The organism is Rhizobium changzhiense (assembly GCF_013087625.1).
Taxonomy (GTDB): domain Bacteria; phylum Pseudomonadota; class Alphaproteobacteria; order Rhizobiales; family Rhizobiaceae; genus Rhizobium; species Rhizobium sophorae.
The window spans coordinates 1,056,233-1,080,370 of record NZ_JABFCQ010000001.1 but is presented as its reverse complement, the minus strand read 5'-3'; the positions used below and the strand labels follow the sequence as shown (position 1 = coordinate 1,080,370).

21 protein-coding genes and 1 tRNA gene are annotated in these 24,138 nt (G+C 61.0%); 16 read left to right on the top strand and 6 right to left on the bottom strand.

Annotated features, from left to right (window positions below; all coding sequences use genetic code 11):
* Positions 1-77: 77 nt before the first annotated feature.
* Entirely contained in the window at positions 78-3,929 is a 3,852-nt protein-coding gene (locus G9X68_RS05410) for an ATP-binding protein (RefSeq protein WP_171601562.1), read from the bottom strand.
* 213 nt (positions 3,930-4,142) lie between these two features.
* On the opposite strand from G9X68_RS05410, the gene G9X68_RS05405 reads away from it, so the two are divergent.
* From G9X68_RS05405 to G9X68_RS05390, 4 genes are all read left to right on the top strand, one after another.
* Positions 4,143-4,592: a phasin gene (locus tag G9X68_RS05405; protein ID WP_003545621.1), complete on the top strand. Its 450-nt coding sequence runs from the start codon at positions 4,143-4,145 to the stop codon at positions 4,590-4,592.
* Between the two features lie 130 nt (positions 4,593-4,722).
* Positions 4,723-4,799, top strand: a tRNA-His gene (locus tag G9X68_RS05400).
* A gap of 93 nt (positions 4,800-4,892) precedes the next feature.
* Positions 4,893-5,330: a DUF4174 domain-containing protein gene (locus G9X68_RS05395; protein WP_171601561.1), complete on the top strand. Its 438-nt coding sequence runs from the start codon at positions 4,893-4,895 to the stop codon at positions 5,328-5,330.
* 50 nt (positions 5,331-5,380) lie between these two features.
* Complete coding sequence (locus tag G9X68_RS05390; protein ID WP_171601560.1) at positions 5,381-5,542, top strand: hypothetical protein; 162 nt, start codon at positions 5,381-5,383, stop codon at positions 5,540-5,542.
* Here the strand turns inward: G9X68_RS05390 and G9X68_RS05385 are convergent.
* Positions 5,539-6,420: a LysR family transcriptional regulator gene (locus G9X68_RS05385; RefSeq protein WP_171601559.1), complete on the bottom strand. Its 882-nt coding sequence runs from the start codon at positions 6,418-6,420 to the stop codon at positions 5,539-5,541. The two genes, G9X68_RS05390 and G9X68_RS05385, sit on opposite strands and share 4 nt — an antisense overlap.
* A complete protein-coding gene (locus G9X68_RS05380; protein WP_171602163.1) occupies positions 6,417-6,731 on the bottom strand; it encodes a putative quinol monooxygenase in 315 nt (104 codons plus the stop codon). The genes G9X68_RS05385 and G9X68_RS05380 overlap by 4 nt, the downstream gene beginning before the upstream one ends.
* A gap of 192 nt (positions 6,732-6,923) precedes the next feature.
* Here G9X68_RS05380 and G9X68_RS05375 point away from each other — a divergent pair, with 192 nt between their 5' ends.
* The 8 genes from G9X68_RS05375 to G9X68_RS05340 all read left to right on the top strand — a co-directional run bounded on the left by G9X68_RS05375 (position 6,924) and on the right by G9X68_RS05340 (position 15,697).
* Complete coding sequence (locus tag G9X68_RS05375) at positions 6,924-8,420, top strand: CoA-acylating methylmalonate-semialdehyde dehydrogenase (protein WP_020048532.1); 1,497 nt, start codon at positions 6,924-6,926, stop codon at positions 8,418-8,420.
* 273 nt (positions 8,421-8,693) lie between these two features.
* Positions 8,694-9,176, top strand: a complete 483-nt coding sequence (gene rirA, locus G9X68_RS05370) for an iron-responsive transcriptional regulator RirA (RefSeq protein WP_018244873.1) — start codon at positions 8,694-8,696, stop codon at positions 9,174-9,176.
* A gap of 338 nt (positions 9,177-9,514) precedes the next feature.
* Entirely contained in the window at positions 9,515-11,110 is a 1,596-nt protein-coding gene (locus G9X68_RS05365; protein ID WP_171601558.1) for an ABC transporter substrate-binding protein, read from the top strand.
* Positions 11,111-11,197: 87 nt separating this feature from the next.
* Positions 11,198-12,202 carry an ABC transporter permease subunit gene (locus G9X68_RS05360; RefSeq protein ID WP_171601557.1) on the top strand — a complete coding sequence of 335 codons (1,005 nt, stop codon included), beginning with the start codon at positions 11,198-11,200 and terminating at the stop codon, positions 12,200-12,202.
* A gap of 9 nt (positions 12,203-12,211) precedes the next feature.
* Positions 12,212-13,102: an ABC transporter permease subunit gene (locus G9X68_RS05355; RefSeq protein ID WP_171601556.1), complete on the top strand. Its 891-nt coding sequence runs from the start codon at positions 12,212-12,214 to the stop codon at positions 13,100-13,102.
* A complete protein-coding gene (locus G9X68_RS05350) occupies positions 13,102-14,118 on the top strand; it encodes an ABC transporter ATP-binding protein (protein ID WP_171601555.1) in 1,017 nt (338 codons plus the stop codon). Before G9X68_RS05355 ends, G9X68_RS05350 begins: the two co-directional genes overlap by 1 nt.
* A complete protein-coding gene (locus G9X68_RS05345; RefSeq protein WP_171601554.1) occupies positions 14,115-15,068 on the top strand; it encodes a peptide ABC transporter ATP-binding protein in 954 nt (317 codons plus the stop codon). The genes G9X68_RS05350 and G9X68_RS05345 overlap by 4 nt, the downstream gene beginning before the upstream one ends.
* A gap of 89 nt (positions 15,069-15,157) precedes the next feature.
* Positions 15,158-15,697, top strand: a complete 540-nt coding sequence (locus tag G9X68_RS05340) for a gluconokinase (RefSeq protein WP_171601553.1) — start codon at positions 15,158-15,160, stop codon at positions 15,695-15,697.
* Here the strand turns inward: G9X68_RS05340 and G9X68_RS05335 are convergent.
* The 3 genes from G9X68_RS05335 to G9X68_RS05325 all read right to left on the bottom strand — a co-directional run bounded on the left by G9X68_RS05335 (position 15,687) and on the right by G9X68_RS05325 (position 18,563).
* Entirely contained in the window at positions 15,687-16,934 is a 1,248-nt protein-coding gene (locus G9X68_RS05335) for an NAD(P)/FAD-dependent oxidoreductase (RefSeq protein WP_171601552.1), read from the bottom strand. The two genes, G9X68_RS05340 and G9X68_RS05335, sit on opposite strands and share 11 nt — an antisense overlap.
* A 76-nt stretch (positions 16,935-17,010) precedes the next feature.
* Entirely contained in the window at positions 17,011-17,514 is a 504-nt protein-coding gene (locus G9X68_RS05330; RefSeq protein WP_171601551.1) for an isoprenylcysteine carboxyl methyltransferase family protein, read from the bottom strand.
* Complete coding sequence (locus tag G9X68_RS05325; protein ID WP_171601550.1) at positions 17,511-18,563, bottom strand: 3-oxoacyl-[acyl-carrier-protein] synthase III C-terminal domain-containing protein; 1,053 nt, start codon at positions 18,561-18,563, stop codon at positions 17,511-17,513. The genes G9X68_RS05330 and G9X68_RS05325 overlap by 4 nt, the downstream gene beginning before the upstream one ends.
* A gap of 167 nt (positions 18,564-18,730) precedes the next feature.
* Between G9X68_RS05325 and G9X68_RS05320 the strand changes: the two genes are divergently transcribed.
* The 4 genes from G9X68_RS05320 to G9X68_RS31790 all read left to right on the top strand — a co-directional run.
* Complete coding sequence (locus G9X68_RS05320) at positions 18,731-19,267, top strand: tetratricopeptide repeat protein (protein WP_171601549.1); 537 nt, start codon at positions 18,731-18,733, stop codon at positions 19,265-19,267.
* 48 nt (positions 19,268-19,315) lie between these two features.
* Entirely contained in the window at positions 19,316-19,921 is a 606-nt protein-coding gene (locus G9X68_RS05315) for an RNA polymerase sigma factor (protein ID WP_171601548.1), read from the top strand.
* A complete protein-coding gene (locus G9X68_RS05310; RefSeq protein WP_171601547.1) occupies positions 19,918-20,721 on the top strand; it encodes an anti-sigma factor family protein in 804 nt (267 codons plus the stop codon). Before G9X68_RS05315 ends, G9X68_RS05310 begins: the two co-directional genes overlap by 4 nt.
* Positions 20,722-21,291: 570 nt before the next feature.
* Positions 21,292-24,138: M10 family metallopeptidase C-terminal domain-containing protein (locus tag G9X68_RS31790; protein ID WP_244956111.1), on the top strand; the 2,847-nt coding region annotated here is incomplete at its 3' end.

Genomic DNA, 24,138 nt, shown 5'->3' with positions numbered 1-24,138 from the left:
CAACATGACGTTGATCGACTGAGCTCTTGTTGAACAGCACCAAATTTCAAGGCGGCCTCGTGGCTGCCTTTTCTTTATCAACCGGCCAGCACCCGCTGCGACGGGAAGGTGATCTCGACGAGCGTGCCCTCGTTCGGCGCCGAATTGATCGAGAAGGTCGCCCGGTTGGCATCCACCATCGCCTTGGTCAACGGCAGGCCGAGGCCGGTGCCGTCGCCGCGGTGGCGCGATTGGGTCGAGGAGACCTGCCGGAACGGCTTCATCGCCTGGTCGAGCTCGCTGCGCGTCATGCCGATGCCGGTATCGCGGACCCTGAGGACAACGCTGCCATTCGCCTCATAGGACGTCGAAACGACGATCTGCCCGCCTGACGGGGTGAAGCGGATGGCGTTCGACAGGATGTTGAGCGCGATCTGCTTGATCGAGCGCAGATCCGCCACGACCTCAGGCACTGCATGCGACAGCGCCGTGCGGATGATGACGCGCTGGCTGTTCGCCTGCGGCTGTACCAGAGCCACGGCCTCGGAGACCGCCTCATTGAGGCCGACGGCAGCAAAATCGAGATCCATCTCGCCCGCCTCGATCTTCGAAATGTCGAGCAGGTCGTTGACGATGTCGAGGACATGCCTGCCGGAGCGGCCGATGTCGTTGGCATATTCGATATAACGCGGATGGCCGATCGGCCCGAAACGCTCGCCGGCCATCATGTCGGAAAAGCCGATGATGGCGTTGAGCGGCGTGCGGATCTCGTGGCTGACGCGGGCGAGGAAATCGGTCTTGTGGGCGTTGGCGGTTTCGGCCGCACCCTTGGCGTTGCGCAACTCGTCTTCGGTGCGCTTCCATTGGGTGATGTCGCGGATGACGGCGCAATAGCCGTTGGAGGAGGTGAGCTGGCCCATCGTCATGAACAGCGGCACGAAGCCGCCGGCGGCCTCGCGGCCGATCACTTCACGCCCGTCGTTCAACACGCTTGCCACGCCATGGCCGGAGAGGCCGTTCAGATAGTCGATGACCGCCTTCTGGCTCTCATGGGCAAACAGCATGACGAAGGGTTTGCCGCGCGTCTCCTGTTCGTCATAATTGAAAAGCGCGCTGGCCGACCGGTTCATCGAGCGGATATCGCCCTCCGTGCCGATGACGACGACGCCGTCGGTCGCCGTTTCCAGGATCGAGCGCAATTCTTCCACTTCGACCTGGAGTTTAGCGACCTTCTCGACCATCCGCTCGGGGCGGCCTTCGGAGCGGCCCTCGGACCGGTTTACATCGCTGCGGCCATCTTCCTTACCCTCCACCGGCATCAGCGCCAGCATCAGGGCGTTGGCGTCTTCCCAGCGCACCGATTGCAGCCGCGCAGTCACCGGCGCCAGCGTATCGTCGGCCTTGACGAGCATCATGGTACCGGAGCCTGCGGCCTTCTCCTCGAGTTCGCGGCGCTGCAGCAGGGCTTCGATGCCGCCCACTTCGCGCAATGCGTCGAGTGAACCGTAGCCCGTCAGCCGCATGAATTCCGGATTGGCATGGATCAGCGCATCGCCGATATGGATGAGCACGGCGACAGGCAGTTGATCGACCGTGCCCATCGAAAGCCCGTCCGTCATCTTGATGCGCGGCGGGATGAAGCTGGTGAGAACCTCGATCTGGCTGGCCGTCTCCTCCAGCCCTTCCGTCGCCTCGTCCTCGGCGATGACAATCGGTTCTTCAGCGGCACCGTCGTCTTCGTGCTCTGCCTCGACGGCATTCTCGAAGATCGCCTGCTGCGGCGCGATTTCCTCGGGCGACGGTATATCAGCCTTGTCGGCGGGAGTTTCGGCCTCGAACTCTTCGGGTCCGGAGGCCTCTTCGAAGCCGGCCGTTTCAGTGACGGCGGGTTCAGCCGGCGCCGCGGCGCTGGGTTCCATCGGCGCCGGGGCGACAGGCTCTTCCTTACGCGTGCCGAAGGCTTCGAGCCGCTTGGCGATCTCGCGGAAATTGGCCTGTTCGGCAGCCGTCAGTCCGGCGCCGCTGTTGTGGAGCTGAACGATCTTGTCGGAGAAACGGCGATTGGGCGTTTCCGAAATCCGAAGCGCCGGCGGCTCGTCCGAAACATCCGCTGCCGGCTCGGCGGCAGGTGCTTCGTCGGCGCCGACCGCCTGTTCTTCTACGGCACTCTCCGGCGCTGATGTCTCCACGATCGCCTCTTCGGCAGTGATCTCTTCCGATCCTGTCTCTTCGGTCTCCGGCTCGGCTGCCGTAAACGCTTGGTCGTCGATCTCTTCCGCTGCAATGGTTTCGGCCGAGACCCCTTGGGGGGCGGCTTCCGCTTCATCTGCCACTTCGGCGACGGGCTCGGCCACCGGGCCGAGGCTCGCTGCATCATGGCCGATAGCATCAGGGCCGAGTGTCAGGCCGAGCGCCAGCGGATCTTCCTGCGCATCCGAAAGCCTAACGACGCCAAAACCGCGGAAACCATCGAAGTCGCGGTTGCGGGTATAGGTCGGCAGTGCTGCCAGATCGACCGGAACGACGAGACTGGTGCCTTCGACCGGCCAGAGGATCGTCTTGCCCGACCATGTGTCGCGGCGGGCGAGCGCCTCGGAAAGCTTGCCGTCGGGATCGAGATTGAAGAGGGCGGCGACATCGCCGAAGGCAGAGCCGATGATGTCGGACGCATGCGGACCGACGGCCTCTGCAAATTCGTGGCTGACCTCGTTGAACCGGCCTTCGGCGTCGATCTTCCAGACGAAGCGTGTGGCACGGCTGTTCGGCCTGAAGACGAAGCCGGGCTCAGCCGCAAGCTGAGGGGCAGGGGTGGCATCGGCGACCACAGGCGTTTCAATGGCTGGCTCTTCGCGGACCGCTTCCGGCGTGTCTTCGATAGGCGTTTCGCTGGCTTCAACAGGCGGCTCCGCCGCAGCCGTTTCCACCGTCTCCGCAATGGAGGTCACATCGTCCTCGATGACCGCGGCGGGCTCGGTGGCCTCATCCGCGCTGCTATCGATCATGTCGCCGTCGCTCTCCGGCTCCGCATCCGCGGCAGGATGCGTCTCTTCAATCGCCTCGTCTGCGGATGCCGCGGCTGTTTCGGCGGGCTGTTCGTTTTCGCCGGCGATCTCCTCGAGCGTCTCCTCGACCTCTTCGATCCCCGAGACCGCGTCGATGATCTCGGTGAAGCCTGCGACGGCGACAGGTTCGTCTTGACGCAGTTCGGCCGGCGGCGCGCTTTCTTCCTGTGCGGGCGCATCGATCGCGTCGAGCGCGGGCGCTTCGACCGCGTCGAGATGACCGATCGCAGTCTCCACGGCAAAGAGCAGATTGAGCGCCGGATCGTCGCTGAGTTTGCCGACCGCGGCCGGAAGATTGCCTCTGCCGGTGGCGACAGGTCGTTTCACCAGCCGGTCGGGATGCGCGCCGGCAAGGTTGATCAAGGTCTTTGCCGTCAGCTCGGAGATCCCGAGCGAGGCAAAGCCCGGAGAAGCGGCGATAACCTCGCCATTGGCGCCGATCACCGCCATATGCGTGTCGGGATCATCAAGTCCCTGTAGCATCTGAGCGGCCGATGCGCCGGCCGCGAGTGGCTTTGCCGAGACCGGCACCGAAAACAGGATGGCCTTTTCGCCTTGGGAAAGCCGGATCAGTTCGGCAGCCGCCTGCACCTGCGCACGCTGAAAGCCCTTGGCGACGCGGATCATCAGGCTTCTGTTGTCACCGATATCGGTCAGCTGGCGCGCGGCGGTTTCCAGCTGGCGGAAGGTGATGTCGGTGCGGTCGACCCCCTGATCGAGCAGGTCATAGACTGCCGAATGGCCGAAAAGCTCCGCACCCGCACCGTTCGCCCAGAGCAGGCGCGCAAGATCGGCCGAAAACAGCACCATGGCCTCGCCGCGTGAAAAGCGTTCCCGCACCCGTGCGTGCACGGCGATATCGATGAACGGATATTGGACTGCGGGCATGTTCGAACCTTGTCGCTGTCGGCCTTCTTAAATTAACGGCTTATTAATAACTGCGGGGCGCATGCCGGTCCAGAAGAGGAGGGGGTTTTCGGCCGGAAAGGTTAACGTCTTGTGCACTGCACAATAATTGTTGCAATGCACAATAAAATGTCTTATATAAGCATCATCCCAACTATGCAGGCAGCGGCTGCCTCAACCCAAAGGATGCGACCCATGGCTACCATAAAGACCGACGACGTTTTTTCAATCGCTTCTTTCGACCCGTCCAAGTTCACGGAATCCTTCCGTGAATTCGCCGAAAAGGGCGCTCAGCAGTCGAAGGATGCATATGCCAAGCTGAAGACCGCTGGCGAGGAAGCCGGCAAGACGCTCGAAGCCACCGTCCAGACGGCACAGGCCGGCAGCGTCGAGATCGGCCTGAAGGCGATCGACATCCTGCGCATCAATTCCGAGAACTCGCTGTCGCACTTCGAAGCGCTGCTCGGCGTCAAGTCGCCGGCCGAATTCTTCGAGCTGCAGACCTCGTTCATCCGCAAGCAGGCCGAACTCACCGTCGAGCAGGCGAAGTCGATCCAGGAAACCACCAAGCAGGTGGCCGAAAAGCTCGCAAAGCCCTCCAAGGACGCCGCCGAAAAGGCCATGGCTTCCTTCAAGGTTGCCTGATCGGTCCTTACCGATCGGAGATAAAAGGCTGGACCTCGCGTCCAGCCTTTTTGTATATTGACGAGGAATGGGACTTGAATTCCTCGCCAAGTCCTCGTATGTGACCCCCGTCGCGCCAAGCGCGATTTATGCGGTTGTAGCTCAGTTGGTTAGAGCGCAGGTTTGTGGCACCTGAGGTCGGAGGTTCGAGACCCCCCAACCGTACCATCTCCCCCACCATCAGAATGAAAACCTGGTTCCTATCGTTTCGATGGAACCCATGCGGCATCGGGTCGTTCTCATGTTAACGGGAGAATATGCATGTCGAAAACCCTGCTCTACGGCGCGACGAAAATCGACGAGACCAACAGCGCTTACGCGCCGGTCGAAAGTCTCGCCCAGTTTCAGTGGAAGAACCGCGTCTTCATCCTTTTCGCCGACAGGGATAATTCCCGCGCCGCCCGGCAGGAAAATCACCTGCTCGCCGACCGCTCGGCCCTCGATGAGCGTGACTTGGTGGTGCTGAAGGTTTCCGGCGCCGGCGTTCGACCGCTCTTCGGTGCGGCTGACGGCCTCGACGGCGAAGCGATCCGCTGCGATCTCGAGGCGACGGAGGTCGGCGAATTCGCCGCCTTCCTTGTCGGCAAGGACGGCACCGTCAAGCTCAAGGTCAGCGAGCCGATCACCGATGGCGAGCTTTTCGCCATCATCGACAGCATGCCGATGCGCGCTGCCGAATCGTTGAAGCCGGACAAGTAGCCCCGGTCGAACGTCGCGTTTATTCCAACATCATGAAAAGGGAGGCGGTCATGTCCGTGCCCAACGAACCCATTCCTGATCAGCCGCCGATGCCCGGGCCCGGCTGGAAGCCGGTGCCGCCGATCAAGGAACCGGAGCCGGACAGGCTTCCTGATGAAGCGCCGGTTCCGAACCCGGATGAGAACGACGAGCCGGCCAAGCACGTCTCCTAAAGAAAAATTTGCCGTTCGGCGCTGACGAGTTCCTGCAGGAAATCGATGACGCTCCGGACGCGTAGCAGGTCGCGCGCCGTTTCGTGATAGGTCGTCCAGTAGGCGCGCCGGATCGAAACCTCCGGCAGAATGCGCTGGAGTTCCGGATACTGCCTGGCGATATAGTCGTGCAGGATGCCGATGCCGGCGCCTGTTCGTACCGCCTCCGTCTGTCCGATCGCCGTCGAAATCTCGAAGCCTGCATCCCAGCTTCGCATGACTGCGCCGGAAAAATTCAGCGACGCAGTGAAGATCAGGTCTTCGACATAGCCGATGCGGCGATGCTCCTTGAGCGCGTCGATATCGGCAGGTGCTCCCTGTGACGCCAGATAATCCCGTGAGGCATAAAGGCCGAGTGTGTAATCCGTCAGCTTCGAGGAAACGAGCCGGCCTTGGTCCGGTCGCTCCAGCGTGATGGCGATATCGGCCTCGCGCTGCGAGAGTGAGAAAGAGCGCGGCACCGGCACGAGTTGGATCTTCAGTGCCGGATGGCGCTCGATCAACCTGCCCATGCGCGGCGCAAGAAAGGAAACACCGAAGCCGTCGGGCGCGCCGACACGCACGGTTCCGGCAATTGCCGTATCGGTGTGGCCGAGGCTGGCCTGTACTGCGAGCATTTCCGTTTCCATCCGCTCTGCGGATGCCAGAAACACTTCACCTTCGGCCGTCAGCTCGCAGCCATTCGTGCGGCGGATGAAAAGCCGCGTCTTCAGCGCCTCTTCCAGCGACGTCAGTCGACGCGAGAGTGTCGCGTGATTGAGCCCCAGCCGCTTCGAGGCGGCAAGGATCTGCCCGGTACGGGCAACGGCGAGGAAAATCCGAACATCGTCCCAGTTCATGGCTTGGCACGCATTGCGATCGGATCAACCTCGGTAAGTGTCAGCGATGTGACCATATGCACCGTCTGGTTTTTGTACTTCAGGAAATGCGGTGTCCGCAGATGGGCCTCGTATGCTTTCTGGTCGGCGTAGACTTCAAGGATACGGATCCGGTTTGGGTTGTCCCTGATGGAGACAGCGCTCAGGGAAAGGACGCCGTCTTCCAGCGCGACGGACGCTTCGATTTCTTCCTTGAGCAATGCGCGATATGATTCAAGCGTTTCCGGATCGATCTCCAGCTCCGCCATTCTGACGACGGGTTTCCGGTTCATCGGTTTGACCTCCCTACGGTTTAACTTGTCGTCGTTTGACTTGTGGGCGTGCCGTACCAAATTTGAAAGCAGCGGCAGCGCCTGATGCAACGATAGAGCTATAATTTACGCACAACGGTTGCTTACATCAGCGCATTGATTTGTGCAAATTGAAGTGCGATTGTCGGCCATCCAAAAACAGGAGGAACACCCATGCGTGAGATCGGTCATTTCATCGGCGGCAAACAGGTTGCCGGCACCAGCGGCCGCGTAAGCAACGTCTACAATCCGGCAACCGGCGAAGTGCAGGCGACGGTCGCACTCGCAAGCGTCGAGGAATTGCGCGCCGCTGTCGAAAACGCCAAGGCTGCGCAGCCGAAATGGGCCGCCACCAATCCTCAGCGCCGCGCCCGCGTCTTCTTCAAATTCGTCGAACTCCTGAACAAGCACATGGACGAGCTTGCCGAAATCCTCTCCAAGGAACACGGCAAGACGATCGAGGATGCCAAGGGCGACGTTATCCGCGGCCTCGAAGTCTGCGAATTCGTCTGCGGCATTCCTCATCTCGCCAAGGGCGAATTCACCGAGGGCGCCGGGCCTGCGATCGACATGTATTCGATCCGCCAGCCGGTCGGCATCGGCGCCGGCATTACGCCCTTCAATTTCCCGGGCATGATCCCGATGTGGATGTTTGCGCCGGCGATCGCCTGCGGCAACGCCTTTATCCTGAAGCCCTCCGAGCGCGATCCCTCCCTGCCGATCCGTCTCGCCGAACTGATGATCGAGGCCGGCCTGCCGGCCGGCATCCTCAACGTCGTCAATGGCGACAAGGGTGCCGTCGACGCGATCCTCACCGATCCCGATATCGGCGCCGTCTCCTTCGTCGGCTCGACGCCGATCGCCCGCTACGTCTATGGCACCGCGGCGATGAACGGCAAACGCGCCCAGTGCTTCGGCGGCGCCAAGAACCACATGATCATCATGCCGGATGCTGACCTGGATCAGGCCGTCAACGCGCTGATGGGCGCAGGCTATGGTTCGGCCGGCGAGCGCTGCATGGCGATCTCGGTTGCCGTTCCGGTCGGCGAGGAGACCGCCAACCGCCTCGTCGAGAAGCTGACGCCGAAGATCGAATCCCTGCGCATCGGCCCCTACACCGACGACAAGGCCGACATGGGCCCGCTCGTCACCAAGGAAGCCTATACCCGTGTTCGCGGCTTGATCGACCGCGGCATCGAAGAAGGCGCCAAGCTCGTCGTCGACGGCCGCGATTTCAAGCTCCAGGGCTATGAAGACGGCTATTTCGTCGGCGGCTGCCTGTTCGACCACGTCACGCCCGAGATGGACATCTACAAGACCGAGATCTTCGGACCCGTCCTCTCCGTCGTTCGTGCCCAGAACTATGAGGAAGCGCTGTCGCTGCCGATGAAGCACGAATATGGCAACGGCGTCGCCATCTACACCCGCGACGGCGATGCCGCCCGCGATTTCGCCTCGCGCATCAATATCGGCATGATCGGCATCAACGTTCCGATCCCGGTTCCGCTCGCCTATCACTCCTTCGGCGGCTGGAAGGCCTCGAGCTTCGGCGACCTCAACCAGCACGGCACGGATTCGATCAAGTTCTGGACGAAGACCAAGACCGTCACCGCCCGCTGGCCTTCCGGCATCAAGAGCGGCGCCGAATTCGTCATGCCGACGATGAAGTGATCGTTACGACATTCCAATCTGCAATTCGGGGGCCTTTCGGCCCCCGTTCTATTTGATCTTGGAAACCAAGCGCACGCCGCACCGGCATGCTTTCACTGTCCCGGCCCGCCCGAGCGCCGGCAGGTCATCATGGATTGCAACCAGAAGATCCTGAGGCGGGATTGACGTCGCGGCAAATGGCCTCATAAGCTGAATGCGAATTTCATATTTTGGAATTGTTCAAAACTAGCAAACCGCCTATATAGGTCTGAACAGACGAGTCAGGAGAATGGCATGCGGTTGACGAAGCAGACGAACTATGCGGTTCGCATGTTGATGTATTGTGCTGCCAACGACGGGCACTTGAGCCGGATTCCGGAAATCGCCAAGGCCTATGGCGTTTCCGAGCTCTTTCTTTTCAAGATCCTCCAGCCGCTGAACAAGGCGGGTCTGGTCGAAACGGTGCGCGGTCGCAACGGCGGCGTGCGCTTGGGCAAGCCGGCCGCCGACATTAGTCTTTTCGACGTCGTTCGGGTGACGGAAGATAGCTTCGCCATGGCCGAATGCTTCGAGGACGACGGCGAGGTCGAATGCCCGCTGGTCGACAGCTGCGGTTTGAATTCGGCGCTGCGCAAGGCGCTCAACGCTTTCTTTGCCGTGCTTTCGGAATACTCGATTGACGATCTCGTCAAGGCGCGTCCGCAGATCAATTTCCTTCTCGGAATCACCGGCGAGCCGGCCTATCGCAAACCCGCGATCGTCGCCCCGGCCGCCTGATCAAAAGACCAGCACAAACTTCTGAACCGCGGTTGCCCCGGCAACCGCGGTTTTTGTTTTTGCGGGGCATCTCCGTGGGCTCCAGAACGGGGAAATGCCGGCTGCGTGTCGCGACGGGCGCGCTTTTATACCAAATGCGACAAAATTTCGGTCTTTTTTGTGCGAATATTTCCGAATGAGGCTGATTTTTGACGGAAAATTTCTAAAATTGTCCAGCTGGAAAAATTTTCTGCGTAGCCCGTTGCTTTCAGTAAATAAATATCGTTCCATCGACCGTCGACCGGGATGGCAATCTACGGTCTCCAAACATCAAAAAAGAACAACCGGGAAACAATATTATGAAAAAGATCTCTGTCCTGCTGGCAGCGACGGCCTTGATTTCCGTCATGGCGACGTCGGCCTGGTCCAAGACCCTTGTTTATTGCTCCGAGGGCTCGCCGGAAGGCTTCGACCCCAGCCTCTATACGGCAGGCACGACCTTCGACGCGTCGTCGCGCACGGTCTATAGCCGCCTCGTCGAATTCAAGCATGGCGGAACCGAGATCGAGCCCGGCCTGGCCGACAGCTGGAGCGTTTCGGCCGACGGCAAGGAGTATACCTTCAAGCTGCATCCGGGCGTCAAGTACCAGACCACCGACTTCTTCACGCCGACACGTGACTTCAACGCGGACGACGTCATCTTCTCGTTCGAGCGTCAGCTCAAGGCTGACAATCCGTGGAACAAATATGTCGAGGGCGGTTCCTACGAATACGCGGCCGGCATGGGCTTCCCGGAGTTGATCAAGTCGATCGAGAAGGTCGATGACCTCACCGTCAAGTTCACGCTCAACCATCCCGAAGCGCCGTTCCTTGCCGACCTCGCCATGGACTTTGCCTCGATCGTCTCCAAGGAATATGCCGACAAGCTCGCCGCCGACGGCAAGATGGCGCAGCTCAATCAGCAGCCGCTCGGCACCGGCCCGTTCACCTTCGTCGCCTACCAGCCGGATGCCGTCATCCGCTACAAGGCGAACGAAACCTATTTCAAGGGCAAGGAAAAGATCGACGATCTGGTTTTCGCCATCACCTCTGATGCCGCCGTCCGCGCGCAGAAGCTGAAGGCCGGCGAATGCCACCTCATTCCTTATCCGAATGCGGCTGACGTCGCCGAACTCAAGAAGGACGAGAACCTGACCGTGCTCGAGCAGGCCGGCCTGAACGTTTCGTATCTCGCTTACAACACCTTGATTGCTCCCTTCGACAAGGCCGAAGTCCGCAAGGCGCTGAACATGGCGATCAACAAGCAGGCGATCGTCGACGCCGTCTTCCAGGGTGCTGCGGCCGTTGCCAAGAACCCGATCCCGCCGACCATGTGGTCCTATAACGATGCCGTCGTAGACGACAAGTATGACCCCGATGCGTCGAAGAAGATGCTGGCAGATGCCGGCGTCAAGGATCTGAAGATGAAGATCTGGGCGATGCCGGTTTCGCGTCCGTACATGTTGAACGCACGTCGCGCCGCAGAATTGATGCAGGCCGACTTGGCCAAGGTCGGCGTCGATGTGGAAATCGTCACCCATGAATGGGCCGAATATCTGAAGCTCTCGTCCGACAAGAATCGCGACGGTGCCGTCATCCTCGGCTGGACCGGCGACAATGGCGACCCTGACAACTTCATGGATACGTTGCTTGGCTGCGACGCTGTCGGCGGTAACAACCGCGCTCAGTGGTGCAACAAGGAATTCGACGATCTGATGACGAAGGCCAAGCAGACGGCCGACGTCGCCGAGCGCACGAAGGCCTATGAACAGGCTCAGCTGATCTTCAAGAAGGAAGCTCCCTGGAATACGCTCGACCACTCATTGGTCTTCGTTCCGATGAGCAAGAAGGTCTCGGGATTCTTCATGGACCCGCTCGGAATTCACCGCTTCGACGGCGTGGACATTTCCGAATAATAAAAAATCTGTAAACTGCCCGGTCAACGCCGGGTGCGGCCGGCGGTCAGGTTCCCCTGACCGCCGGAAACTATTGGAAAACCTGCTATGTTGCGTTTTTTCATCGGCCGCCTCGCGGTGCTGATCCCGACATTCCTTGGCGTTTCGCTGATAGCCTTCTCGTTCATCCGCATGATCCCCGGCGACCCCGTCATGCTTTTGTCGGGTGAACGTGTGATGGCGCCGGAACGTCACGCCCAGATCATGCACGATCTCGGTTTCGACCGGCCCCTATATGTGCAGTATTTCGATTATCTCGGAAAAGTGCTGCAAGGCGATCTCGGCACCTCGATCGTCACCAAGCGGCCCGTTCTCGGCGAGTTCTTCACATTGTTCCCGGCAACGCTGGAGCTTTCGCTCTGTGCCATCATCATTGCCGTCTGTCTTGGCGTGCCCGCCGGCGTCTTTGCGGCCGTCAAGCGAGGCACGTGGTTCGATCAGAGCGTGATGGGAGTTGCCCTCATCGGTTATTCCATGCCGATTTTCTGGTGGGGTCTGCTGCTCATCATCTTCTTCTCCGGCTATCTCGGCTGGACGCCGGTTTCCGGCCGCATCTCGCTGATGTATTTCTTCAAGCCGGTCACCGGATTCATGCTTGTCGACAGTCTGCTGTCGGGCCAGAAGGGAGCCTTCGCCTCGGCCGTCAGCTACCTCATTCTGCCGACCATCGTGCTGGCAACCATCCCTCTCGCCGTTATCGCCCGCCAGACGCGTTCGGCGATGCTCGAGGTGCTGGGTGAGGACTATGTTCGCACGGCACGCTCGAAGGGACTGAAGCCGCTGCGTGTCGTCGGCGTGCATGCGCTGCGCAATGCGATGATCCCTGTTATCACCACGATCGGTCTGCAGATCGGCGTTCTTCTTGCCGGCGCCATCCTCACCGAGACGATCTTCTCCTGGCCGGGTATCGGCAAATGGATGGTCGATTCGGTCTTCAAGCGCGACTACGCCGTGGTCCAGGGCGGCCTTCTGCTGATCGCCGGCGTCATCATGCTGGTCAATCTGATTGTTGATGTTCTTTACGGCTTCATCAATCCGCGCATTCGTCATTAGGAGCGGTCCATGAGCACGGTCACCGTCAAAACCGGCCAGCCATCCGCTCTTGCGGAATTCTGGCATTATTTCTCCCGCAACAAGGGCGCCGTCATCGGCCTGGTGGTTTTCGTCATCATCCTGGTCGTCGCAATCCTCGCGCCGCTCTTTGCGCCGCATGCGCCAAACGAGCAGAACCGCCAAGTGCTGCTGGCCGTACCCTTCTGGATGGAGGCGGGCAGCGCCTCCTACCTGCTCGGAACAGATGCCGTTGGCCGCGATATCCTCTCGCGCCTGATCTACGGCGCGCGGTTCTCGCTCTTCATCGGCGTCGTCGTCGTCACGCTTTCGGTCATTTCAGGCGTCCTGATCGGCCTCGTCGCCGGATATTTCCGCGGCAAGGTCGATACGGCAATCATGCGCCTGATGGATATCATCCTGGCCTTTCCGTCGCTGCTGCTCGCTCTCGTTCTGGTGGCCGTGCTAGGCCCCGGTCTGACCAATGCGATGATCGCGATTTCGCTGGTCAACCAGCCGCATTTCGTCCGGCTGACGCGCGCCTCGGTCATTTCAGAGCGTGAGAAGGAATATGTGATCGCTTCGCGTGTCGCCGGTGCCGGCACCTTCCGGTTGATGTTCAAGACGATTTTGCCGAACTGTCTAGGGCCACTGATCGTTCAGGCGACGCTCGCCTTTTCGGCCGCGATCCTCGATGCCGCTGCCCTCGGCTTCCTCGGCATGGGCGCCCAGCCGCCGACACCCGAATGGGGGACGATGCTGGCCGAATCCCGTGAGTTCATCTCGCGCGCCTGGTGGGTCGTAACATTCCCGGGTCTTGCCATCCTCATCACCGTTCTCGCCATCAACCTGATGGGTGACGGCCTGCGCGATGCGCTTGACCCCAAGCTGAAGAGGTCGTGATGCCACTTCTCGAAATCGAAAATCTGACTGTCGAATTCCAGACGTCATCGGGTCTTTTCCGCGCCGTCGATGGCGTATCGCTCACCTGCGACAAGGGCGAGATCCTCTCGATCGTCGGTGAATCCGGCTCGGGCAAATCCGTTGCCATGCTGGCACTGATGGGGCTTTTGCCCTGGACGGCGAAGATCACCGCCGATCGCATGCAGTTCGATGGCCAGGATCTGCGCGGCATCTCCGCCCGCCAGCGCCGCAGGATCATCGGCAAGGACATGGCGATGATCTTCCAGGAGCCGATGTCGAGCCTCAATCCGTGCTTCACGGTCGGCTTCCAGCTTGGCGAGACACTGCGCTTCCATATGGGCCTCAACCGGAAGGAACGTCGCGAACGTTCGATCGAGCTTCTGAACCTCGTCGGCATTCCGGCGCCGGAAGACCGCCTGTCGAACTTCCCGCATCAGATGTCCGGCGGCATGAGCCAGCGCGTCATGATCGCCATGGCGCTCGCCTGCAATCCGAAGCTTCTGATCGCCGACGAGCCGACGACCGCGCTCGACGTGACCATCCAGGCACAGATCCTCGATCTGCTCGTGCGCCTGCAGAAGGAGCACGGCATGGCGCTGGTGCTGATCACCCACGACATGGGTGTCGTTGCTGAAACCGCCGAGCGTGTGCAGGTGCAATATGCCGGCCAAAAGGTCGAGGAGCAGCCGGTGAGGGCGCTGTTCCGCGATCCGCACCATCCCTATACGGCAGCCCTGCTCGCCGCTTTGCCGGAGCGCGCCAAAGTCGGCCAGCGCCTTCCCTCGATCGCCGGTGTCGTGCCCGGCCAACATGGCCGCCCGACAGGCTGTCTTTTCGCGCCGCGCTGCGGCTACGCCACGGTCGAATGCGATCGCGGCGTCGTCCGCCAGGGGCCGGAGCTCGGGCTGGCGCTCTGCAACTATCCTTTGAAGGACGGCAAGCCGCTCGGGCATCCCGGCATCATGGCCGTTGAAACTGCAGGAGACCTGGTATGACCGGCGCTGTTCTCGAGGGCAGGGATCTCGCCCGCTTCTACACCGTCAACCGCGGTCTCTTCAAAGCCGATGCCACCGTCAAGGCGCTGAACGGCGTCAGCTTCAGTCTCCATTCCGGCAAGACGCTTGCCGTCGTCGGCGAATCCGGCTGTGGCAAGTCGACGCTCGCCCGCCTGGTCACGATGATCGAGGATCCGACGGCCGGCGAATTGCTGATCGACGGCAGGCCCGCCCGCGTCGGCGACCGTAGCCTGCGCAGCCAGGTGCAGATCGTCTTCCAGAATCCTTACGGCTCGCTCAACCCGCGCCAGAAGGTCGGCGCGATCCTCGAAGAGCCGCTGAAGATCAATACCGATCTCGATGCCGCCGCCCGCCGTCGCAAGGTGGAGGAGATGATGGCCCGCGTCGGCCTGCGTCCGGAGCATCACGGCCGCTATCCCCATATGTTCTCCGGCGGCCAGCGCCAGCGCATCGCCATTGCCCGCGCTTTGATGCTGCGGCCGAAGGTGCTGGTGCTCGACGAACCGGTTTCGGCTCTCGATCTGTCGATCCAGGCGCAGGTGCTGAACTTGCTGATGGACCTGCAGAAGGAGATGGGCCTTGCCTATCTCTTCATCTCGCACGGTCTCTCGGTCGTCCATCACATCGCCGACGAGGTGATGGTCATGTATCTCGGCCGCCCGATCGAAACCGGTCCTGCCGCTGAAGTCTTCGCCCGGCCGCGCCATCCCTATACGGCCGCCTTGTTGTCGGCGACCCCGATCGCCGATCCCGAGCGCGAGAAGACCCGCATCCGCCTGCAGGGCGAACTGCCGTCGCCCTTGAGGCCGCCGTCCGGCTGTCACTTCAATCCGCGCTGCTGGAAGGCGCAGGACTATTGTCGCCAGGTTTCTCCCGAATTGAGGGGAGAAGGCGCACAACAATATGCCTGTCATTTCCCGCTCGATTAAGTGGGAGCCGGAGCAATTCCAGGAAAAGTGTGTAGCGGTTTTCCGTCCGGAATTGCGCAGACAAAAGGTTAGATGCTGGGGAAGGAAACATGCCGGATGAGCAGATGAACAGGCCTCATGCGATCATCGTCATGGGGGTCAGCGGCTGCGGTAAATCCTCCGTTGGCGAGAAGCTTGCCGAAGCCCTGCGCCTGGCCTTCGTCGAAGGCGATGCGCTTCATCCCGCCGCCAATGTCGAGAAGATGTCGAAGGGCATCCCGCTGACCGATGAGGATCGGATGCCCTGGCTCGACCGCATCGGCGAAGACATCAAGGCCTCGCTGGAGAAAGGCGAGGGCATCATCGTTTCCTGCTCGGCGCTGAGACGCCTCTATCGCGACAGGCTGAGGGCTGCCGCCGGCGGCAATCTGTTCTTCGTCTATCTCGAAGGTTCCAGGGCGCTGCTGATGAAGCGTATGGGCGAGCGCAAGGGACATTTCATGCCGGTCTCGCTGCTCGACAGCCAGCTGGCGACGCTTGAGGTGCCTACAGGCGAGCCGGGTGTCGTCACCGTCGATATCGACGACACGATCGAAGGCATCGCGGCAACGGCGCTCAAGGGCCTTTCAGCGCTCGGCGTTACGGGTTGAAACGCTGCGGCGAATAGGCCGCGATATCAATGAACGGCGTCTCGCCGGTGATGAGTTCGGCAAGCACGCGGCCGGTCACCGGCCCGAGGGTCAGTCCGTGATGGGCATGGCCGAAGGCAAACCACAGGCCCTGATGGCGCGGCGCCTTGCCGATAACAGGCATCATGTCTGGCGTGCAGGGGCGCGCGCCCATCCAGGGTTCGGGATCGAGCCTGCCTCCGAGCGGGAAGATCGTGCGCGCCACGGCTTCGGCGCGGTCGAGCTGGACCGGCGTCCTCGGGGCGTCGAGCGTTGCAAACTCCGCCCCTGTCGTCAGGCGGATGCCGCGGCGCATCGGCGCCAGGAGATAGCCGCGTTCGGCATCGAGCGTCCAGTTGTTGAGCACGGCATTGCCCTCGGCGGCATAGTGCATGTGATAGCCGCGCTTGACGCCGAGCGGAAAGGAATAGCCGAGCCGGCGCGTTGCAACGGCCGCCCAGGGGCCGAGCGCCATCACCGTATCCTCGGCTTCGAGCGGACCTTCCGCGGTCATGATCTTCCAGCCGGAGCCGAACGGGCCGAGCGAGGCGGCGTCACCCGTGACGAAGCGGCCGCCGATACTTTCGAAATAGCGGCGATAGGCCGATGTCAGCGCATGCGGATCGAGCACCGACCAGGGATCGCGCCAGCGGATGCCGCCGGCGAAATCGCCGGTCATATGAGGTTCGATGTGGGCAATGTCGGCCGGAGTCAGGCTGTCATACTCCACGCCGAATTCATTCTGCCAAAGTGCGGCCTCCGCAAGAGCCCCGTCGCGCTTGGCTTCAGTGCGGAAAATCTTGATCCAGCCGTCCTTGCGGATCAGCCCTTCGGCCTGCGACGCCTCGATCAGGTCTTTGTGTTCGGCAATCGAATTTTCGATCAACGGCGCATAGGCCCGGGTGATGATCGCGTGGCGCCGCGCATTGGAATTCCACCAGTAGCGGGCGAGAAAGGCGATCTGGCTCGGCAGCGTGCGCAGGTGATAATGCGCGTCGATGCGGTTATTCAGCGCATAGCGCAGCAAAAGGCCGAGCTGCTGGGGAAAGCCGTAAGGCGCCACACCTTCGCGCTGGATCAGGCCGGCATTGCCGAACGAGGTTTCGTTGCCCGGATCCTTGCGGTCGATCAGCGTCACCTGCCGGCCGCGCCGCTGAAGATGGATGGCCGTGGAAACCCCGACGATGCCGGCGCCGAGCACGATTGCGTTCTTCGTCATTTCCGCTTGCATTCCGCTTTGTCTATCGGGGTAAAAATGCCCGTGCCGATACCGCAACGCAAACGGAAAATCGCGTTCATTTCAAAATCATTGCGCCTTTCAGCGCGGCATTTTCGGCCTTTACGCGGACATAGAGGACAAGCCCGTTGAGAAGGGAAAAGACGATCGCGTAAAGCGGCAGGCCGAAGGCGAGGGGAAGGGCGGCGATCTCGCCGACGACGATTGTATAGTTCGGATGCCGGAGGAAGCGATAAGGCCCCGATCCGACGAGCGGCGCGCCGGGCAGGATGATGATACGCGTCGTCCAGCGGCCTTTCAGCGTCGCCAGCACCCAGAGCCGCAGCACCTGCAGCCCCATGAACACCAGAAACCAGAAGAGCGCGATCGGCCTGCCGGGGGCAAGCAGCCAAAGGCCGATGATCCAGCCCGCGTGCAGCGCCACCATGACTGGATAGTGGTCGGGTGCCACCTCTCTAGCACCCCTGGCAAGAAGCGCCGTCGTGTTGCGCCGGGCAAGCACCAGCTCCCCCAGTCGCTGCAGCGTTACGAATGCAAGAAGCGCGATTGACGGCCACATCATGCCGCTCTCCGGAGCGTCACGCAGCTGGCCGAAAAGCCCGGCCCCATGGCGATCATCGCGGCGCGCGCCGGCAATCCGGCGCGGATTGCCCGCTCCAGCACGAACAGGATGGTTGGCGAGGACATGTTGCCATATTCGGCCAGCACGGCGCGCTCGTGATCGAGCGAGCCCGGCGCCAGCGACAGCGCGTTTTCCATCGCGGCCAGCACCTTCATGCCGCCGGGATGGCAGATGAAGCGGTCGATATCCTCCCGTCTCAGCCCGTTGCGCGCCAGAATGGCCGCTACCGCGGGCCCGAGCTCGCGTTCGGCAAAGGGCGGCAGCGATTGCGCCAGCACGATGCCGAAGCCGCCGTCATCGATCTTCCAGCCCATGATGTCGAGCGTGTCGGGAAAGAGATGCTCGCCGGTCGATTCCACTTCCGCCAGCCCGCCTTCGCCGGATCGCAGCAGGCAGGCGGCAGCGCCGTCGCCGAAAAGCGCCGTCGCGATGATGTTCGGCCGCGTCAGCTCGTCCAGCCGGAAGGCGAGCGTGCAAAGCTCGATCGAGACGAAAAGCACAACAGTGCCCGGCCGGCTCCGCGCCAGTCGCGAGGCGATCGCAAAGCCTGACACGCCGGCGGCACAGCCGAGCCCGAAGACCGGCACGCGCTCGATATCGGGTCTGAAACCCATCCTGCGGCTAAGCTGCGCATCAAGGCTCGGTGTCGTAAAACCGGTGGAGGAAACGGTCACGACACAGTCGACATCGCCGGCCTCAAGCCGTGCCTGGCGAAGGGCGGAGCTGGCGGCCTTGACGAAAAGCCCGCCCGCCACCTCGGCATAGGCCTGCATTCGATCCTGCCAACCATGTGGCTCGTCGAACCAGGCAAGCGGCCGCGCCGCATGGCGCTTATCGATGCCTGCGCTATCGAAGACGCGGGCAAGATGGCGAAAATCCTCGAAACGGTCGGCAAACAGTCGGGCCGAGGCTTCGACCGCCTGTTTTTGGAAAATGACATGTTCGGGTGCGGCGATGGCGAGGCTGACGAGTTTCACGGTATCGGTCACAGAATTCTCCTTGTCGTTCCCGGCGGAACGAAAAACACGCGGTGCCGATGATTTATTCGACCTCGTCTGCTTCACGAAGCAGTGATGGAGAAAATGGAGACGCCGGCGAATAAAGCCAGATGCAGCGGTGTTCTCTCCTCGCAACGTCACCTTTGAGGAGTTTCCCCATGACGATCACGACAATCCGCATCGCCTCCATCCTTCTCGGCGGCTGCCTCGCCGCTTCAGTTCTCTCCGGCCCGGTCTTTGCGATCGGCGATAACAGCAGCACGACGCCGACCTGCAAGAAGGGCGAGATCTACGACCAGAAGACCAAGAAATGCGTCAAGCAGCAGAGCGCCAACGTCTCCGACGAGAACCGCGCCGACTATGCCTATTCGCTGGCCAAGGCCGGCCGCTACGAGGAGGCGCTTGCCGTGCTCGACACGGTCAAGGATCAGAACACCGCCGAAGTGCTGAATTATCGCGGTTATGCCACCCGCAAGCTTGGCCGCACCGACGAAGGCATTTCCTATTATCTGCAGTCGGTGAAGATGGACCCGCAATACGCCAAGGTCCGCGAATATCTCGGCGAAGCCTATGTCATCAAGGGCCAGCTCGATCTCGCCAAGGACCAGCTGCAGTCAATCAAGGCGATCTGCGGCACCGGCTGCGAGGAATATCAGGATCTGAACGCTGCAATCCTCGATCCCTCTAAGATCTGATCAGCAGGCCACGGGGCGGGAAAATGGAAGCACGAAAGGGATGTAAGAATGTCGGTCGCGCGCACCCATTTTCCTGCCTATAGTCGCGCGAGAATGGAATCGCCGGTTCATCCGGCGGTTTCGAAGAATGCAGGACCGGCGGAGGCGGCCATCGCGAGCGAAGCGGATATCAGGAGCGGCCTGACGGAAAATCTGGCAAGGCTCTGGCGTTATGGTCTCGTTCTCTCGCATCAGCGCGATGTCGCCGACGACCTGGTCCAGGCGACCTGCCTCCGTGCGCTGGAGCGCGCCGATCAGTTCATCCCCGGCACCCGGCTCGACCGCTGGCTGTTTTCGATCCTGCACTCGATCTGGCTGAACGAGATCCGCTCCCGCCGGGTGCGCCAGGGCCAGGGTTTCGTCGATGCCGGGGAGACGCTGACCTTCGACGGCGCCCACGACACCGAAACCCATGTGATGGCGGGTCAGGTGCTGAAGCAGGTGAATGCGCTGCCCGAGGCGCAGAGGACAGTGGTTTTCCTCGCCTATGTGGAAGGACTTTCCTATCGCGAGGTTGCAGGCATATTGGATATCCCGATCGGAACCGTGATGAGCCGGCTGGCGGCGGCCCGCGCCAAGCTCTCCGACGCCGGACCGGAAGGGGGACGGCAATGACGACGAAACACACCATTCCCTCCGACGAGGACCTCACCGCCCTCATCGACGGCGAACTGACGCCCGAAGAGGCTGCGCGCATTGAAGCCATTGTGAACGAAGACGAGAGCACCGCCGAACGGCTGGAATTTCTGGCGCGCGCCAACCTGCCCTTCGAACAAGCCTTCGCCCCGCTGCTCGCCGAAGCCCCCCGCGAGAAGCTGCAGGCGATGCTCGCCGCCCTTCCTGTGCAGCAGAGCGCAAGATCCGGTCCCACGCCCGCATTCGCCACTCGACGCCGCTTCCTCGGCGCGCTCGCCGCCTCGCTGGCCGCCGGCATCGCGATCGACCGCGCCGTCATCGGCATCGGCAAAGGCTTTTCGGCAAAGGACGAAAACAGCGAATGGCGCGCCGTGGTCGCCGACTATATCTCGCTCTATACCGCCGAAACGCTCGCCGGCCCCGTCCCTGGCAGGGAGGACCAGGCCGCCCAGCTCGCCGGTCTTGACGAGAAGCTCGGCCTCTCACTCTCCCCCGAAGCCGTCTCGCTGCCGGGGATTGATTTCAAACGCGCCCTGTTGCTGCAATATGATGGTAAGGCGCTCGCCCAGATCGCCTATCTCGACCCCGAGACCGGGCCGATGGCGCTCTGCATCGTCGAGTCTGACAAGGGGCCGAAAGCGCCGGACCTCGAACACCGCAAAGGTATGAATGTCGTCTACTGGTCGAATGCGACGCACGCCTTCATGCTGATCGGCCGCATCCCGGCAGACCGGGTACAGGAATTGGCGGAGAACGCCCGGAGCAGGCTTTCAAGCTGATCAGCTCAGCTGGCCTTCAGCTTCGCCGGTTTTTCTTGGGGAGCACGTTCGAGCTTCAAATTGACGCTTTGAACAAGGACCGGCTTCATCACGGTCGGACAGCACGCTGTCGTCAAGCTCAAAGCCTTTCTCTTCACTCGCTACGGAACGTCACAGCGCACGTCACCAAGATTGCGGCAGACGCGATCCTCGAACCCGACGCGGCACGTCGTGAGGGCGAGCCCGCGGCACGACAGGCGAGACAATGTTCGGCGGCGCCGAAACAATGCGGACCTCTCGCTTTCCCGATATCACCGAGCCTGAGACTTATTAAATTTCAGCATATGACCGTAACGTCAATTTAAGTGCCGTCGTGGCAGCAATGGCGGAGGTTCGGACCGGCGAGCACAGAATCCTAGAATATGTCTTCTGGCCTTCGATAGAGGTTGCGGAGAAAGCGCTTCAGGAGCGTTAGTTGGGTCAAAAACTTCCTGAAGAGAAATAAAGCTTTTAGTTGAATTTTCCCCTGATTTGCGGCAGAGGGAAACTGGCATTAGGCGCGGCCGAATTGAATAGGCAAACGGGTATTTTATGACGAACCTTATTACTTGGATGAAGTACGTCAATTCGACTGGAAATCAGAGAATTGACGGGCTTCTCAGCGGCGTTGCCTGGGACGGAACGATAACCTATGCGTTTCCCACTCTCTCGACATCGTATTCCTATAGCGGCGAGAAAGATTTCGATTTTTCGTCGATTTCCTCGCAACAGCAGTCTGTAGCCTTATTTTTTATGGAGCAATCCTATGGAAACGCGGCAAATGACGGCTTTTCGGTTGAGGGGTTTACGAACGCCAACTTTGAGGCCGGAAGCGCGGATACCGCAACGGTGCGGTTCGCTCAATCGTGGCTACCTGAGACGGCATGGGCCTATTATCCGGATGCTGGCATCAGCGGCGGCGATATCTGGTTCGGGACGGAATATGCCGGCACGGAATCCGACTATCGCTATCCGGAGTTCGGCAATTATGCGGGACATACCCTGGCGCATGAACTGGGTCACGCTCTCGGGCTGAAACATGCTCACGAACCGGATTTCTTTTACAATCCCACGGTCGTTCCGCGCGCCTACGATTCGGTCGAATACACGATCATGACCTACCGTACATATGTCGGAGATAATGGAGACGGGTACGAGTATGAACATGACGGGGCGCCACAGACATTCATGATGCTCGACATCGCCGCCCTGCAGGAAATGTATGGTGCGGACTACACGACGAACAATGGCGATACCGTCTATAAGTGGAATCCGAACGAAGGCGTCACCTATGTCGACGGGGTGGCCGCCATCACCCCCGATGCCAACCGGATCTTCGCGACAATCTGGGACGGCGGTGGTATCGATACCTATGATTTGAGCGCTTATACCACCGCCCTCAAGATCGACTTGCAAGCAGGGGGGTATTCGGTCTTTTCCCAGAGCCAGTTGGCCGATCTGTGGGGTGGGCCGAACAATGGCTATGCCCGCGGCAACATTTTCAACGCACTTCTTTATAACGGCAACGTTGCGTCCTTGATCGAGAACGTTCAGGCCGGCTCCGGCAACGACAACATTATAGGCAACGAAGCGAACAATACGCTTTGGGGCAATGCCGGAAATGATTCCCTTTATGGTGGTGCCGGCGCTGACACATTGATTGGAGGGGCTGGTTCCGACTGGATGGTGGGCGGGGCGGGTAACGACCTCTATGTTGTCGACGATAATTTCGATTTTGTGATCGAGAGCCCGAATCAGGGGACGGACACAGTTCGGACGGCGCTTTCAAGTTATACGCTCCGCGAAAATATCGAGACCCTGACCTATACGGGATCCGCCAGCTTCACCGGCACCGGCAACGTTCTCGCCAACACGATCACCGGCGGCGCCGGCAACGATACGCTGAACGGCGGAGCCGGTGCGGACAGCTTGATCGGCGGTGCGGGCGACGACACCTATATCGTCGACAATGCTTTCGACGTCGTCACCGAAGCCGCCGATGAGGGAACCGACACGGTTCGCACGACATCGGCAAACTATACGCTTGGTGCTAATGTCGAGAACCTCACCTATATCGGCACGGGAACGTTTACCGGCATAGGCAATGCGTTGAACAACATCCTGACCGGGGGGGCAGGTGCCGACACCCTGGACGGGAAGGCCGGAGCAGACATGCTGATCGGCGGAGCGGGCAGCGACACCTATATCGTCGATGATCTGGCCGACGTGGTCACCGAAGGGCTGAATGCAGGAACCGATCTGATCAGGACGGTGCTTTCTTCCTATGCCTTGACCAATATTGCCAATGTCGAAAACCTGGCTTTCATCGGCGCCGGCGATTTTATCGGTTCCGGCAATGCGCTCGCCAACACAATCACCGGCGGCGCCGGCAACGACACGCTGGACGGTGGCGCCGGCAACGACACGCTGGTCGGCGGAGCGGGCAACGACATCTATGTGGTCGACAGTGCGAGCGACATCGTCACCGAGTTGGCCAGTGCCGGCACCGACGAAATCCGCACGTCGCTTGCGACCTACTCGATCGCTGCACTGATCAATGTCGAGAACCTGAGCTACACGGGATCTGCCAACTTCACCGGCACCGGCAATGCGCTCGCCAACACGATCACCGGCGGCGCCGGCCATGACACGCTGAATGGCGGGGCAGGCGCCGATAGCTTGATCGGCGGTGCGGGCGACGACACCTATATCGTCGACAATGCCGGTGACAGCGTTGCCGAGAACGCCGTCGCGGGAACCGACACGGTTCGCACGGCCCTGGCCGCCTACACACTGGGAGCCAATGTCGAGAACCTCACCTATATCGGAACGGCAGCCTTTGTCGGGACAGGCAATAGCCTTGCCAACACGATCACTGGTGGTGTCGGCAACGACACCCTGGATGGTGCGGCTGGCGCTGACATACTGATAGGCGGAGCGGGCAACGACACCTATATGGTCGACAATGCTGGCGACAGCGTTGCCGAGAACGCCGCCGCGGGAACTGACACGGTCAAGACCGTGCTGGCAAACTATACGCTCGGCAACAATGTCGAGATTCTGAGCTATACGGGATCGACCAACTTCACCGGCACCGGCAATGCGCTCGCCAACACGATCATCGGCGGCGCCGGCAATGATCTGCTGGACGGCGGTGCCGGCAATGACACGCTGGTCGGCGGAGCGGGCAACGACATCTATGTGGTCGACAGTGCGAGCGACATCGTCACCGAGTTGGCCAGTGCCGGCACCGACGAAATCCGCACGTCGCTTGCAGCCTATTCGATCGCTGCACTGATCAATGTCGAGAACCTGAGCTACACGGGATCGGCGAACTTCACCGGCACCGGCAATGCGCTGGCCAATATGATCACCGGCGGCGCCGGCCATGACACGCTG

Coding starts and splice junctions, on each gene's coding strand:
- G9X68_RS05315 (WP_171601548.1), top strand. CDS start 19,316: ATGTCGGTCGCGCGCACCCATTTTCCTGCCTATAGTCGCGCGAGAATG.
- G9X68_RS05390 (WP_171601560.1), top strand. CDS start 5,381: ATGTCCGTGCCCAACGAACCCATTCCTGATCAGCCGCCGATGCCCGGG.
- G9X68_RS05365 (WP_171601558.1), top strand. CDS start 9,515: ATGAAAAAGATCTCTGTCCTGCTGGCAGCGACGGCCTTGATTTCCGTC.
- G9X68_RS05405 (WP_003545621.1), top strand. CDS start 4,143: ATGGCTACCATAAAGACCGACGACGTTTTTTCAATCGCTTCTTTCGAC.
- G9X68_RS05340 (WP_171601553.1), top strand. CDS start 15,158: ATGCCGGATGAGCAGATGAACAGGCCTCATGCGATCATCGTCATGGGG.
- G9X68_RS05310 (WP_171601547.1), top strand. CDS start 19,918: ATGACGACGAAACACACCATTCCCTCCGACGAGGACCTCACCGCCCTC.
- G9X68_RS05350 (WP_171601555.1), top strand. CDS start 13,102: ATGCCACTTCTCGAAATCGAAAATCTGACTGTCGAATTCCAGACGTCA.
- G9X68_RS05335 (WP_171601552.1), bottom strand. CDS start 16,934: ATGACGAAGAACGCAATCGTGCTCGGCGCCGGCATCGTCGGGGTTTCC.
- G9X68_RS05320 (WP_171601549.1), top strand. CDS start 18,731: ATGACGATCACGACAATCCGCATCGCCTCCATCCTTCTCGGCGGCTGC.
- G9X68_RS05385 (WP_171601559.1), bottom strand. CDS start 6,420: ATGAACTGGGACGATGTTCGGATTTTCCTCGCCGTTGCCCGTACCGGG.
- G9X68_RS05345 (WP_171601554.1), top strand. CDS start 14,115: ATGACCGGCGCTGTTCTCGAGGGCAGGGATCTCGCCCGCTTCTACACC.
- G9X68_RS05410 (WP_171601562.1), bottom strand. CDS start 3,929: ATGCCCGCAGTCCAATATCCGTTCATCGATATCGCCGTGCACGCACGG.
- G9X68_RS05395 (WP_171601561.1), top strand. CDS start 4,893: ATGTCGAAAACCCTGCTCTACGGCGCGACGAAAATCGACGAGACCAAC.
- G9X68_RS05330 (WP_171601551.1), bottom strand. CDS start 17,514: ATGATGTGGCCGTCAATCGCGCTTCTTGCATTCGTAACGCTGCAGCGA.
- G9X68_RS05380 (WP_171602163.1), bottom strand. CDS start 6,731: ATGAACCGGAAACCCGTCGTCAGAATGGCGGAGCTGGAGATCGATCCG.
- G9X68_RS05360 (WP_171601557.1), top strand. CDS start 11,198: ATGTTGCGTTTTTTCATCGGCCGCCTCGCGGTGCTGATCCCGACATTC.
- G9X68_RS05355 (WP_171601556.1), top strand. CDS start 12,212: ATGAGCACGGTCACCGTCAAAACCGGCCAGCCATCCGCTCTTGCGGAA.
- rirA (WP_018244873.1), top strand. CDS start 8,694: ATGCGGTTGACGAAGCAGACGAACTATGCGGTTCGCATGTTGATGTAT.
- G9X68_RS05375 (WP_020048532.1), top strand. CDS start 6,924: ATGCGTGAGATCGGTCATTTCATCGGCGGCAAACAGGTTGCCGGCACC.